The sequence below is a fragment of the Microbacterium paludicola genome, assembly GCF_015235415.1.
In the GTDB taxonomy this organism is placed as follows: Bacteria; Actinomycetota; Actinomycetes; order Actinomycetales; family Microbacteriaceae; genus Microbacterium; species Microbacterium paludicola.
Window position 1 is genome coordinate 162208 of sequence record NZ_JADGLL010000002.1, and the last position, 13218, is coordinate 175425.

At 72.8% G+C, this 13218-nt stretch carries 12 protein-coding genes; 5 read left to right on the top strand and 7 right to left on the bottom strand.

The window, feature by feature from the left end; genetic code table 11:
- Window positions 1-64: 64 nt before the first annotated feature.
- Both xylA and xylB read left to right on the top strand, forming a co-directional pair.
- Window positions 65-1255 (top strand): xylose isomerase, encoded by a 1191-nt coding sequence (gene xylA, locus IR155_RS01865; RefSeq protein ID WP_135112579.1) that lies wholly within the window; start codon window positions 65-67, stop codon window positions 1253-1255.
- Window positions 1256-1337: 82 nt separating this feature from the next.
- Window positions 1338-2753: a xylulokinase gene (xylB, locus tag IR155_RS01870; protein ID WP_135112580.1), complete on the top strand. Its 1416-nt coding sequence runs from the start codon at window positions 1338-1340 to the stop codon at window positions 2751-2753.
- Between the two features lie 140 nt (window positions 2754-2893).
- Here the strand turns inward: xylB and IR155_RS01875 are convergent, their stop codons facing one another.
- On the bottom strand, window positions 2894-3667 hold the full coding sequence (locus IR155_RS01875; RefSeq protein ID WP_135112581.1) for an LLM class flavin-dependent oxidoreductase: 774 nt from the start codon (window positions 3665-3667) through the stop codon (window positions 2894-2896).
- A 47-nt stretch (window positions 3668-3714) separates the two neighbouring features.
- Here IR155_RS01875 and IR155_RS01880 point away from each other — a divergent pair, with 47 nt between their 5' ends.
- A complete protein-coding gene (locus IR155_RS01880; protein WP_135112582.1) occupies window positions 3715-4746 on the top strand; it encodes a winged helix DNA-binding domain-containing protein in 1032 nt (343 codons plus the stop codon).
- Here the strand turns inward: IR155_RS01880 and IR155_RS01885 are convergent.
- Window positions 4737-5156 (bottom strand): VOC family protein, encoded by a 420-nt coding sequence (locus IR155_RS01885; protein ID WP_135112583.1) that lies wholly within the window; start codon window positions 5154-5156, stop codon window positions 4737-4739. The two genes, IR155_RS01880 and IR155_RS01885, sit on opposite strands and share 10 nt — an antisense overlap.
- A gap of 68 nt (window positions 5157-5224) precedes the next feature.
- Window positions 5225-7765: an ATP-dependent Clp protease ATP-binding subunit gene (locus IR155_RS01890; RefSeq protein ID WP_135112585.1), complete on the bottom strand. Its 2541-nt coding sequence runs from the start codon at window positions 7763-7765 to the stop codon at window positions 5225-5227.
- A gap of 173 nt (window positions 7766-7938) precedes the next feature.
- On the opposite strand from IR155_RS01890, the gene IR155_RS01895 reads away from it, so the two are divergent.
- Window positions 7939-8697 carry an EI24 domain-containing protein gene (locus tag IR155_RS01895; RefSeq protein WP_233441064.1) on the top strand — a complete coding sequence of 253 codons (759 nt, stop codon included), beginning with the start codon at window positions 7939-7941 and terminating at the stop codon, window positions 8695-8697.
- A gap of 1 nt (window position 8698) precedes the next feature.
- On the opposite strand, the gene IR155_RS01900 is transcribed toward IR155_RS01895, so the two are convergent.
- Window positions 8699-9094 carry a histidine kinase gene (locus tag IR155_RS01900; protein ID WP_135112587.1) on the bottom strand — a complete coding sequence of 132 codons (396 nt, stop codon included), beginning with the start codon at window positions 9092-9094 and terminating at the stop codon, window positions 8699-8701.
- A 245-nt stretch (window positions 9095-9339) separates the two neighbouring features.
- Between IR155_RS01900 and IR155_RS01905 the strand changes: the two genes are divergently transcribed.
- A complete protein-coding gene (locus tag IR155_RS01905) occupies window positions 9340-9588 on the top strand; it encodes a WhiB family transcriptional regulator (protein ID WP_029152980.1) in 249 nt (82 codons plus the stop codon).
- A gap of 88 nt (window positions 9589-9676) precedes the next feature.
- Here the strand turns inward: IR155_RS01905 and IR155_RS01910 are convergent, their stop codons facing one another.
- Genes IR155_RS01910 through IR155_RS01920 form a run of 3 tightly spaced genes read right to left on the bottom strand, consistent with a single transcriptional unit; the run spans window position 9677 to window position 13218 of the window.
- Window positions 9677-11176: a sensor histidine kinase gene (locus IR155_RS01910; protein WP_135112589.1), complete on the bottom strand. Its 1500-nt coding sequence runs from the start codon at window positions 11174-11176 to the stop codon at window positions 9677-9679.
- Between the two features lie 9 nt (window positions 11177-11185).
- Window positions 11186-12466 (bottom strand): AAA family ATPase, encoded by a 1281-nt coding sequence (locus IR155_RS01915; protein WP_135112591.1) that lies wholly within the window; start codon window positions 12464-12466, stop codon window positions 11186-11188.
- Entirely contained in the window at window positions 12463-13218 is a 756-nt protein-coding gene (locus IR155_RS01920) for an SAF domain-containing protein (protein ID WP_194210271.1), read from the bottom strand. Before IR155_RS01920 ends, IR155_RS01915 begins: the two co-directional genes overlap by 4 nt.

Consider the following 13218-nt stretch of genomic DNA (forward strand, 5'->3'; position numbering starts at 1 on the left):
TCCGGTTGATATGTTTGGTTCCACAACAATTCACCGACGACGCTGAAAGCGGGTCTGTAACACCATGTCGCTCACGCCCACCAAGGACGACAAGTTCTCCTTCGGCCTCTGGACCATCGGCTACAACGGAGCCGACCCGTTCGGCGGCCCGACCCGTCCGGCGCTCGACGTCGTGCATGTGGTCGATAAGCTCGCCGAGATCGGCGCCTACGGCCTCACCTTCCACGACGACGACCTGTTCGCCTTCGGCTCCACGGACGCCGAGCGCCAGACGCAGATCGATCGCCTGAAGGGCGCTCTGGACGACACGGGCCTGATCGTGCCCATGGCCACGACCAACCTGTTCAGCGCCCCGGTCTTCAAGGACGGCGGCCTGACCTCCAACGACCGCGACGTGCGTCGTTACGCGCTCCGCAAGCTGCTGCGCAACCTCGACCTCGCCGCCGAGCTCGGCGCGAAGACCTACGTCGCCTGGGGCGGCCGCGAGGGCGCCGAGTACGACTCGGCCAAGGACATCCGCGTGGCGCTCGAGCGCTACAAGGAGGCCTTCAACTTCCTCGGCCAGTACGTGCTCGACAAGGGCTACGACATCCGCTTCGCCATCGAGCCGAAGCCGAACGAGCCCCGCGGCGACATCCTGCTGCCGACCGTCGGCCACGCCCTCGCCTTCATCAACGAGCTCGACCACCCCGAGCTCGTCGGCCTGAACCCCGAGGTCGGCCACGAGCAGATGGCGGGCCTGAACTTCCAGGCCGGCATCGCGCAGGCGCTGTGGCACGGCAAGCTCTACCACATCGACCTCAACGGCCAGCGCGGCATCAAGTACGACCAGGACCTCGTGTTCGGTCACGGCGACCTGCACAACGCGTTCGCGCTCGTCGACCTGCTCGAGAACGGCGGCCCGAACGGCGGCCCCGCCTACGACGGCCCCCGCCACTTCGACTACAAGCCCTCGCGCACCGAGGACGAGACGGGCGTCTGGGACTCGGCCAAGGCCAACATCCAGACGTACCTGCTGCTCAAGGAGCGCGCCAAGGCCTTCCGCAACGACCCGGAGGTCCAGGAGGCGCTCGAGGCCGCGAAGGTCAACGAGCTGGCGGTGCCGACGCTGAACGAGGGCGAGACGGTCGCCGACCTCGTCGCCGACCGCTCGGCGTTCGAGGACTTCGACACCGACGCGTACTACGGCGGCAAGGGCTTCGGCTTCGTCCGCCTGCAGCAGCTCGCCACCGAGCACCTGCTCGGCGCGCGCTGATCCACCCCCTCTGACCCGATCGGCCCGAATTCCCACCGGAGTTCGGGCCGATCGGGTCAACCACGTGCAAGGAAGGACGGCGATGACGCTCGTCGCAGGAGTCGACAGCTCGACGCAGAGCTGCAAGGTCGTTATCAGGGATCTCGAGACGGGTGAGGTCGTCCGCTCCGGGCGGGCGACCCATCCCGACGGCACGGAGGTCGATCCGGCGTTCTGGTGGGACGCGCTGCAGAGCGCGCTGGCCGACGCCGGCGGCCTCGAGGACGTGGCGGCGATCTCGGTCGGCGGGCAGCAGCACGGCATGGTCGCGCTGGACGTGGACGGCCGGGTCATCCGCCCCGCGCTGCTGTGGAACGACACCCGGTCGGCCGACGCCGCATCGGCGCTGACCGCCGAGGTCGGGGCCGAGGAGTTCGCCCGTCGCACGGGCGTCGTGCCGGTGGCGTCGTTCACGGCCACGAAGCTGCGCTGGCTGGCCGACGCCGAGCCCGGCAACGCCGAGCGCGTGGCCGCCGTCGCGCTGCCGCACGACTGGCTGACCTGGCGGCTGCGCGGCTTCGGTCCCGAGGGCGAGTCGCCCCTCGGGCCCGTGCTGCACGAGCTCGTGACCGACCGCTCCGACGCGAGCGGCACGGCCTACTTCGACGGCGAGTCGGGCGAATACGACCGCGAGCTGCTCTCGCTGGCGCTGCGTCGCGACGCGAGCGGCGTCGTCCTGCCCCGCGTGCTCGGTCCCGCCGAGTCGGTGACGGGCGGATCCGGGTCGCTCAGCGACGGCCTGGTGATCGCGCCCGGCTGCGGCGACAACGCCGGTGCCGCGCTGGGCCTCGGCGCCGCCGCGGGCGATGTCGTCGTCTCGATCGGCACATCCGGCACCGTCTTCGCAGTGACGGATGCGCCGGTGCGCGACGCGAGCGGAGCCGTCGCCGGCTTCGCCGACGCCTCGGGGCTGTACCTGCCGCTGGTCGCGACGCTCAACGCGGCGCGCGTGCTCGACGCCGTCGCGCGTCTGCTGGGCGTCGACCACGACGAGCTCGGCCGCCTCGCGCTGGCGGCCGAGGCCGGCTCGAACGGCCTCGTGCTGCAGCCCTACTTCGAGGGAGAGCGCACGCCGAACCTGCCGGATGCGACCGCCACGCTGTTCGGGCTGACGCTGGCCTCGACGACGCGCGAGAACCTCGCGCGCGCCGCGGTCGAGGGCATGCTCTCGGGCCTGGCCGACGGCCTCGACGCCGTGCGCAAACACGGTGTCACGGCCGAGCGCGTGCTGCTGGTCGGCGGCGCGGCCCAGAACCCCGCGGTCTCGGCGATCGCGGCGCAGGTGTTCGACGCGCCGGTCGTCGTGCCGCTGCCCGGCGAGTACGTCGCCGCGGGTGCCGCCGTTCAGGCGGCCTGGGCCCTGACGGGCGAGCGCCCGGCCTGGCCCGTGTCGCTCTCGGCCGAGCCCGCGCCCGACACGCGCGCGGTCATCCGCGAGCAGTACGCCGCGCGGCGCTGAGCCTCACGTCGAAGCCGCCCCGGGAGTCCGGGGCGGCTTCGTCGTTCTGCCACGGCACCGGGGGCGTGTCCCAGTTGGTGCCGCTCTCAGCCGTCTATTCGGGCCTCAAGTGGGACACGCCCCCGGGGCGGAGGACCGGATCAGCGGATCGCGGCGGTGACCGTCTCGACGAACCGCGCGTAGTCATCCGGATCGTCGCCCGCCGTGACGGCGCGCAGCACGACCTCGTCGACGGCGTCGAGGTAGGCCGGGATGCGCTCGCGCGCCTCGCCGGGCCGGATGACGGTGTCGAGCGGACCGAATCCGAGCCGCTCGAAGTTGGCCGCGTACGACGGGAAGCCGCCGTAGCGAGCGGCCTCCTCCTCGAGCCGCGGTACGGCGGCGTCCTCGGCGGCGGTGCGCACGTAGAGGACGACCCTGCCGGCCGGGTCCACGTCGTGGTGCTCCGCGGTCTGCGCAGCCGCCGCGGCGGGCGTGAGCCAGTTCAGCACGACGCCGTCGGCGCGCTCGGCCGCGAGCCGGCGCATCTTCGGGCCGAGGGCGCCCAGCGCGATGTCGGGCACGCCGCCCGCCCGCAGCTCGGCGATCGCGTCGCGCATGAGGTCGAGCGCGCCGGCCCGCCGGCCGCCCGACCCGATGCCGAGCGTCAGTCGTTGAAGCGGCAGCCGCAGACGCGCGAGCTCGGCGAGCAGCTCGGCAGCGGGGCGGCGGTCGACCGGGATGACGCCGGTCGCCACGCGGATCGTCTCGGTCGCCTCGAGCGCGGCCGCGGCGACCTCGAGCGCGTCGGCCCCCGGCGTCTCGTTGACCCACAGTCCGCCGAGGCCGGCTCCCTCGATCAGCGGGGCGATGCGCCGGGCCACGTCGGGACCTGTGGCCGCGGCGATGCCGATGGACACGCGATGAAGCTCCATACCCCGATCCTGTCACCGCTGTCGGAGGCCGGGGCTAGCGTGAGGCCATGGATCTCCCCGCGATCGACGCGCGCCGCATCCGGTACGACGCCCAGCTGCTGGCGGGTTCCGATCTCTCGCCCGCCGAGGTCGTCACCCGGGCGGTGGCCCTCCAGGGGCAGGATCTGCCGGGCGTGCTTCGGGCGATCGCCATCCGCTCGCGTCCGGGCACGACGGTCGACGACGTCCGCGCGGCGTTCGACGCGGGCGACATCGTGCGCTCGTGGCCGATGCGCGGCACCCTGTTCGCCACCACGCCCGCGCACCTCGCCGCGATCCTGCATCACACCGGCGAGCGCGTGCAGCGCTCGGCGGCGCTGCGGCGTTCGCAGCTCGGTCTCGACGACGCCACGATCGCCCGCGCCAGGGGCATCCTGCGCGACGCGCTGCAGGACGGCGGACTCACCCGCGCAGACGCGCTCGCGCTGTGGCAGGCCGCCGGCATCGCGACGGACAGCGGACGCGGCTACCACCTGATCTTCCACCTGGCCGTGGACGGGCTGATGCACTGGGGCCCGTTCGCCGGTGCCGAGCAGCAGCTCGTGCTCACCCCGCCCGTCCAGGCCGACCCCGACGACCTCGTCGGCGTGCTGCGCGGCTACGTCCTGGCGCGTGGCCCGGTCACGGCCGACGACGCGGCGTGGTGGCTGAAGCTGCCGAAGACCGCGGTGCGACAGGCCGCCGCCCGCATCGACGATCTGACCGTCGTGACCGTCGAGGGCGCTCCGGGCTGGGTCATCGGCGAACCGGATGCGCCCGGCCCGTCGGGAGTCACGCTGGTGCCGGCGTTCGACGAGTGGGTGCTCGGCTACGCCATCCGGTCGCTGGTGGCGAGCCCCCGGATGCTCGACGCCCAGGTGCCGGGGCGCAACGGAGTGTTCCGGCCGGCGATCCTGGTCGACGGCGTCGTGGTCGGCACCTGGCGGCTTCCCGCACGGTCATCCAAGGACCGCACCCCGATCGTCGAGCTCGTGGAGCGCACCACCGCCGCCACGCGCGCCTCGATCGATCGGGCGCTGGCGGCCTGGCCTCACGGCTGAGGCAGCACCGACTCCCCGATCGGGCCCGGGTTGAACGCGATCTCCCAGCGGTAGCCGTCGGGGTCGGCGAAGTACCCCGAGTACCCGCCCCATTCGCGCTTCTGCGGCTCGGCCACGATCTCCGCTCCCGCCGCACGTGCCTCGGCGACCACCCGGTCGACGCCGGCCTCGTCCGCCAGGTTGTGCGCGAGGGTCACGGGAGGGGTGCCGCCTGCGGCGACGGGACCGATCTCGTGCTCGGCGGCCATCCGGTCCCACAGCGAGAGGATGAGCCGCTCCCCCATCCGCAGCATCAGCACCTCCCCGGCGACATGCAGCTCGGGCTCCCACCGGAGGCCGTCGACGTAGAACCGCCTGCTCGTCTCGACATCCTCGACGACGAGCGTGATGAAGCTGATCCGCTGATCCATGTGGCGTTGGTCGCACGGACCGCGGACACGCAGAAGCCCCGGGACGCATGCCCCGGGGCTTCCCGCGATCAGGCCGCGGCGGCCAGCGTCACGGCGTCGACCACCAGCTCGTCGCCTCGCGCGTCGACCGAGACGCCGCCGCCGTCAGCGAGCGCTCCGGTCACGAACAGGTCGGCGATCCGGTCGTCCACCTCGCGCTGCATGAGCCGGCGCAGCGGACGCGCGCCGTACTCGGGCTCGTAGCCGCGCTCGGCCAGCCAGTCGATCGCCGCGGGCGTCACCTCGAGCGACACCTCGCGGGCTCCCACCCGCGTGCGCGTCGCGCCGAGCATCAGCGACACGATCTCGCGCAGCTGCGGCTTCTCGAGCTTGCGGAACAGCACGATCTCGTCGATGCGGTTCAGGAACTCCGGGCGCATCGACTCGCGGAGGCGCCCCATCACGCGGGCGCGCAGCTCGTCGTCGGCGTACGACCCGTCGCCGGTCGAGAAGCCGATCGACCCGGCACGCGACGCGAGGAACTCGGACCCGAGGTTCGACGTCATCACGATCACCGTGTTGCGGAAGTCGACGGTGCGGCCCTGCCCGTCGGTCAGGCGGCCGTCGTCGAGCACCTGCAGCAGCAGGTTGAACACGTCCGGGTGCGCCTTCTCGATCTCGTCGAACAGCACGATCGAGTAAGGGTTGCGGCGCACGCGCTCGGTCAGCTGTCCCGCCTCGTCGTAGCCGACGTATCCGGGAGGGGCACCGACCAGGCGCGCCACGGTGTGCCGCTCGCCGAACTCGCTCATGTCGAAGCGGACGATCGCGCCCTCGTCATCGAACAGGCTCGACGCCAGGGCCTTGGCGAGCTCCGTCTTTCCCACGCCGGTAGGCCCGAGGAACAGGAACGAGCCGACGGGACGGCGCGCGTCGCCCATGCCGGTGCGGCTGCGGCGGACGGCCTTCGCGACCGCGGCCACGGCGTCGTCCTGACCGACCACCCGACCGTGGAGCTCGTCCTCGAGCGTCGCCAGGCGCTCGCGCTCGCTCTCGGTCAGGCGCGCGACCGGGATGCCGGTGGCGCGGCTCACGACGGCCGCGATCTCCGGCTCGTCCACGACGGCGGGCCCGGTGGATCCGGTCGTCGCCGCCTCGTCGATCCGGCGCTGGACGTCGGCGATCTCGTCGCGCAGGCGCGACGCCTCCTCGTAGCGCTCGGCCGCGACCGCGGCGTTCTTCTCGGCCTCGAGCGTGCCGAGCCGCTCCATGAGGGCGCTGACGTCGACCGGTGCCCCGAGGCGCAGCCGCAGGCGCGCACCTGCCTGGTCGATGAGGTCGATCGCCTTGTCCGGCAGCACGCGCTCGGTGAGGTACCGGTCGCTCAGCTCCACGGCGGCCTTCAGCGCCTCGTCCGTGTAGCTCACGCGGTGGTGCTCCTCGTACGCCGAGCGCAGCCCGCGCAGGATCTCGATCGCGTCGGTCACGGACGGCTCGCCCACGCGCACCGGCTGGAAGCGGCGCTCGAGCGCCGCGTCCTTCTCGATGGTGCGGTACTCCTTGAGCGTCGTGGCACCGACGAGGTGGAGCTCGCCGCGGGCAAGGCGGGGCTTCAGGATGTTGCCCGCGTCCATCGCGCCCTCGCCGCCTCCGCCCGCACCGACGACGGTGTGGATCTCGTCGACGAACAGGATGACCTCGTCCTTGCGCTCGGCGACCTCCTCGACCGTCTTGGTGAGGCGCTCCTCGAAGTCGCCGCGGTAGCGCGTGCCCGCGAGCATCGCGGCGAGATCCAGCGAGATGACGCTCTTGTCGCGCAGCTGCTCGGGCACCTGGCCCGCGACGATCGCGCGTGCGAGGCCCTCGACGACGGCGGTCTTGCCGACGCCGGCCTCGCCGATCAGCACCGGGTTGTTCTTCGTGCGGCGCGACAGGATCTCGATTGTCTGCTCGATCTCGGAGGCGCGACCGATCACCGGGTCGAGCAGCCCGTCGCGCGCCCGCTGGGTGAGGTCGGTGCCGTAGGTGTCGAGCATGCCGCCCGGGCGGGGCGCGTCCTCCTGCGACGGGGCCTCCACGGCATCCGGGGTGACCGTCTCGCGGATCCCCTGCGTGAGCGCCTCGGCCGTGATCCCGGCGGACGACAGGATCTGCCCGGCGGGGGTGTCCTGCGCCAGCACGAGCGCGAAGAACACGTGCTCGGGATCGATGTACGTCGAACCCGACGCACGGGCTACCTGGAACGCGTGGAAGAGCGCCCGCTGCACGGCGGGCGTCACGACCGCGGCGTCGACATCGGCGGCGGCGCCGGCCTTCGGCAGGCGCTGCTCGGCGGCCGTGGCGACGGCGGTGCCATCGGCGCCGACGCGCGAGATCGCCTGGGCGACCGTCTTGTCCTCCGTCAGCACGCGCAGCACGTGAAGGGCGTCGAGCTCGTGCTGTCCGCGACCCAGCGCGTAGCGTCCGGCGCGCTGCAGCAGCTCCTGCGTGCGCGCGCTGAGGTAGCGGCTCAGATCGACCGACCGCGCCGCGCGAGCACGCTCGCCCTGCAGGTAGCGGGCGAGGAACTCGTCGAACGCGTTGGCGCCGCCCTGGCCGAAGAAGTCGTCGGTGGAAGGGAAGTCGGGCATTCGGATCTCCTCTGCAAGGGATCGCAGAACTTGCGTCCCGTCGTGTCAAGTTTCGAACTTGAGCGAACTTGTGTCAACTTCAACGCGGGACCCGGCGACCTATTCCCGAGGCGTCAGCGGGATCCCGAGGAGCCCCCACGGTCGGCGATCCCGGGCCCGCCTATCCTTGACGCGTGCGTGAGTTCTGGCAGGGAGTGCGGACGCTGTTCCGGGGCTTCGGGTGGTGGCGCCACCATCCGGGCGTGATGGCCGCGGGCCTCATCCCGGCCGCGATCGTCGGGCTCGTGCTCGTCGGCGCGCTCGTGGGGCTCGGCTTCGGCCTCCCCGGCCTGCTCGAGTGGCTGACGCCGTTCGCCGACGGCTGGCAGCCCGTGTGGGCCGATCTGCTGCGTTGGGTGCTGGGGCTCGCGGTCATGGGCGGCGCGATCATCCTGGCGATCGTGACCTTCACCGCGCTGACGCTGCTCGTCGGCGAGCCCTTCTACGACCGCATCTGGCGCTCGGTCGAGCGCGAGCTCGGCGGCACCGTGCCCGACGTGCCGTACAGCATCGGCCGCTCGATCGGCGATGCGCTCGGACTCTTCGGCAAGGGCCTGCTCTCGGCGTTGTGCGCGGGCCTCATCGCGCTCATCCCCGTCGCCGGCGCCGCAGCGGGCGCGGTCGTCGGCGCGCTGCTCAACGGCAGGGTCATCGCCGACGAGCTCTCCTCCCGTGGGCTCACCGCCCGCGGCCTCGGGGGCGCGCAGCGCGCGGCGCTCCTGCGGGCGAACCGGGCGCGCGTGCTCGGCTTCGGCGTCGCCGTGCACGTGTGCTTCCTCGTGCCGTTCGCCGCGATCGCCGTCATGCCCGCCGCGGTGGCCGGGGCCGCCATGCTCGGCCGGCGCGTCGCGGGCGAGCCCGACACGCTGCCGGCCCCGGCCCCACGGGCGTGACTCAGCCCTCGGGCGTCGGCGTTCCCTCCGCCGCGTGCGCCTCGCGCGCCGCGAGGAACAGCAGGGCGAGACCTCCGAGCGCGGGAACGGCGAGTGCGAGCGCAATGCCGAGGTGCGGGTAGTCCCCGGTGATCGCGCCGAGCGCGACGGCGAGGAGCAGCAGCTGCGTCACGATGCCGCCCGAGCGGCCCCAGGACCTGCCCGCCCACACCGCTGCGGCGAACGCGCCGACGGCCGCCGCACCGACGACGGTCAGTACGATGAGCGCGACGGCGCTGACGGGATCCGTCGTGTCGGCCCCGGCAAGGGCGACGACCTGCCAGGCCGCGAGCGCCAGGATGCCGAGGGCTTCCAGGGCGAGCAGCGCGGCCGCGATGCGCGCGATCCTGCGGGGCATCCGGACTCTCCTCGGACGACGGGCATACAGCCGATTCCGAGGCGTGACGGGATATTGACCCTTGATTTCGGGCCCCGGCTGTACGACCATTGTTAACGGCATGTTTCCCACAACGTGGTGGGTGGTGGGCGTTCAGTCCCACACCATGACCAGCGTATCCGACCCGAATGGATGCGTTTCTCCACCCTCGAATCCGGGCGCGGATGCGCTCGCTCGAATCCCACCACATTGCGAGGAGCATCAGCATGGATTGGCGCGACAAGGCGGCCTGCCTGACAGTCGACCCGGAACTCTTCTTCCCGGTCGGCAACACCGGCCCGGCGGTCGACCAGATCGAGAAGGCCAAGTCCGTGTGCGCGCGCTGCACCGTCACCGAGGTCTGCCTGCAGTACGCCCTCGAGACCGGTCAGGACTCGGGCGTGTGGGGTGGCCTCAGCGAGGACGAGCGCCGCGCCCTGAAGCGTCGCGCCGCCCGCGCTCGCCGCGCCGGCTGAACTTCCGCATCACACCCGCAGTACACACAGCACTGGAAAGGGCGCCTTCCCCGCGGGGAAGGCGCCCTTTCCGGCGTCTGCGGTCAGCTCAGATCCACTTGAGCGGGATCTCGATGACGACCTCGGTGCCCTTCTCGATCTCGCCGCCCGCGTGCGGCTCCTCGCCGCCGAGCGTGCGCCATTCGATGGATCCGCTGAGCTCGCCCTGGATGAGCGTCCGGACGATCTGCGTGCCGAGGCCGCGTCCGACGGTCCCCTCGGGCAGGCCGCTGCCGGAGTCGCGCACCCGGACGAGCAGCTTCTCCTCGTCGCGCTCGGCGATGATCTCGACCTTGCCCTCGAGCCCCTTGAGGCCGTGCTCGACCGCGTTCGTGACGAGCTCGGTCAGCGCCAGCGCGAGAGGCGTGGCGTATTCGCTCGGCAGCACGCCGAACTTTCCGATCGAGTGGGTGTGCGCGAGCGTGTTCGGCGCCGCGGCGACCTCGGCCACCAGCCGCAGCACGCGGTCGAACACCTGATCGAAGTCGACGTTCTGCGACAGGCCCTCGGACAGGGTGTCGTGCACGACGGCGATCGCCGCGACGCGCTGCATCGCCTGCGTCAGCGACTCGCGGGCCTCCTCCGACTTCGTGCGTCGCGCCTGGATGCGCAGCAGCGAGGCGACGGTCTGCAGATTGTTCTTCACCCGGTGATGGATCTCGCGGATCGTCGCATCCTTCGTCAGCAGCTCCTGCTCCTGGTGACGAAGCTCCGTGACGTCGCGGCACAGCACGATCGCTCCGGTGCGGTTTCCGTGGTCGCGCAGCGGGATCGCGCGCAGCGACACGGTCACGCCGCGCGCCTCGATGTCGGTGCGCCATGGCGCACGACCGGTCACGACCACGGGCAGCGACTCGTCGGTGTCGCGCGAGGCGGGAAGGATGCGGCTCGTCACCTCGGCGAGCGACTCGCCCTCGAGCTCGTCGGCGAAGCCGACGCGGTTGAACGCCGACAGCGCGTTGGGGCTCGCGAAGGTCACGATGCCGTCGACGTCGAGCCGGATGAGGCCGTCGGCCGCGCGCGGCGCGCCGCGGCGCGGGCCGGTGGGCGCGGACAGTTCGGGGAAGTCGCCCGTGGCGACCATGCGGAAGATGTCGTCGGCGCAGTCGTTGAACGTGATCTGCTGACGCGAGGGAGCCCGGACGTCGCCGAGGTTCGTGTGGCGCGTCAGGACGCCCATGACGTTCGGCCCGCCGTCACCGCGACGCACGATCGGCACGGCGCGCACGCGCGTCGGGGTCTCCTCGAACCACTCGGGGCTGGAGGAGTCGATGATGCTCGCCGACGAGAAGGCGTCGCGTACCTGCGCCTGCCACTGCGGGCGGATCCGCTCCCCCACGATGTCGCGGTAGAACAGGGTGGCGGCGCTTCCCGGCCGGGTGTGGGCGACGGCGACGAAGGAGTCATCCGACGTGGGGATCCACATCACGATGTCCGCGAACGCCAGATCGGCGAGGAGCTGCCCGTCTCCGGCGACGCGGTGCAGCCACTCGACATCCGCCTCGCTCGCGATTCCCTGGGCGAAGGCGAGATCACTGAGTGTCGACACGGATCAAGCTTATGGGTCGACGATCTCCGCTCCCGGCCGTGTGACGCCGGTGACGCCGATCCGGCGGCGGATGCCGCCCCTCGCGCGCGTGGCGACCTCCTGCCCCGAACGCCGGGTGTGGCGGGGCTGGAGCTCGGCCGCGAGGCGCCGCACCGCCTGGGCGAGCGCCGAGCGCGGCGACACCTCCCCGACGGGGCGCGCGGCGAGCAGCGCCGCATCGGCGGCCCTGCGGTCGTCGGGCACGAACGACACGTCGGTCACGCCGGAGAACCGCTCGAGCGCCCTCCTCACCTGTCCGCGCGGATCGAGCCCCAGCGGTCCGGAGCGCAACCGGTTCACGACGACGCGCACGGGTGTGGCGCCGACGATCCGACGCAGTTCCGCGTAGCCGCGCACAAGCCGCGCGAGGCCCACCGGGTCGGCGGCCGCCACGGCGACGATCTGGTCCGCGGCCGCCAGCGCGGCGAGCGTCGCCGCGTTGCGCCGCGGTCCGTCGAGGTCGCTGACGATCTCCTCGTCCGCCTCCAGCGACGCGCTCACATCCACGATCACAACGTCCGCCCACTCGCGGATCACCGCGAGCGCGGCCGTCATGCGCGGGCCGGACAGCTCGGGCCAGCGCGAGACCCGGTTGATCCCCGTCAGGACGTCGACGCGGCCGTCCGCGTCGGCGAGGGGAACGCTGACCCGCAGCAGCTCGCCGGCATCGAGCAGCCCGAACTCCGCCTGCCGGCAGGCGGCCGCGAGCCCCGGGCTCTCGTCGGCGAGGCCGACCGCGATCGCGATGGAGGGCGCGTGGCTGTCGGCATCCAGCAGCGCGACGTGGGCTCCGAGACGCGCGTGCTCGAGGGCGAGCTCGATTGCGAGCGTCGTGCGGCCCGGGGCGCCCTCCGGGCCCCACACGACGAGGACACGGCCCTGCGCGGGAACCTCCGGCGCCACCTCGATGCCGGCTCCGCGCGCCGCCGCCACGATGCGCCACGCGGGGGCGTCGGGCGGCAGCGGCTCGGCGAGCCCGAAGGCACGCGCGGCCCGCACGTCGGCCTCGCGATCCACGAGCAGCAGGATGCGCACCCCCAGCCGGTCGCATTCGGCGACGAGTGCGGCGGTCAGGATGCCCGCGCCGGCGAGGATCAGGGTGTCGGCCTCGCGCAGGCTCGTCGCCCCGCCCGGATCCCCCTCGGACAGGATCGCCGGATCGACCGTCTCGAGCACCGTGACCCCCTCGTCGCGGAGATCCTCCGCGATGCGCTCGGCGTCCGCCGCGGCGGCCGCGACGATCGCGATCACTCGCCGTCCTCCTCGGCCGGCGGCGCCGACGGGGCGACGGCGTCATCCATAGGCTGGCCCGTGGCCACGGGAGCCGGCAGCGCCGCCGAGCCCCCACCCGCGGTCGGCACCGCCGACAGCACGGAGCCTGCCGCGATCGCGGCGAGCACGTCGGAGACGCGGGTCCTGTCGATCACAAGCTCCAGGGCCGCTCCCCCGGCGGCCATCACCCCGTCGTCTCGTGTGACGCGCGCCACGACGGCGTCGGCGACCAGGATCCGCGGGGCGCCGAAGGTGCCGGGCTGCTCGGCGGGCGGCGTCTCCCACAGCTCGACAAGCGCCCCGCGATCCACGCCCGCCGGCACGTCGACCGAGCTGCGCACGACGACCGAGGTGCGGTCGCTGACCTCGGCCGCACCGGTCGCGGCGGTCGGCAGCAGTTCGCCGGCGCCGATCGTGCGCAGCGCGACGAGGCCCTCGCCGAGCGCATCCGGGGCGAGGTACGACCCACCCGACTGCCCGAGGGCCACCTCGACGACGGCGACATCGGCCGCGGTGATCGTCTGGCCGGGGACGAGCGTGCCCGAGGCCGCGAGGACCGGCACCGTCTGGCGTGCGGCTCCCACGACGAACCAGACCCCTGCGATCGACACGGCGACGAGGACGAGCCCGATCACGAAGCGGGCGTCCGCCCAGAACCGGCGCCGCGCGGGGCGCTGCTGCGGCGGCGTCGCGCGCCCGGTGCCGCCCTGGGCGGCCGTCATGGTGCTCAT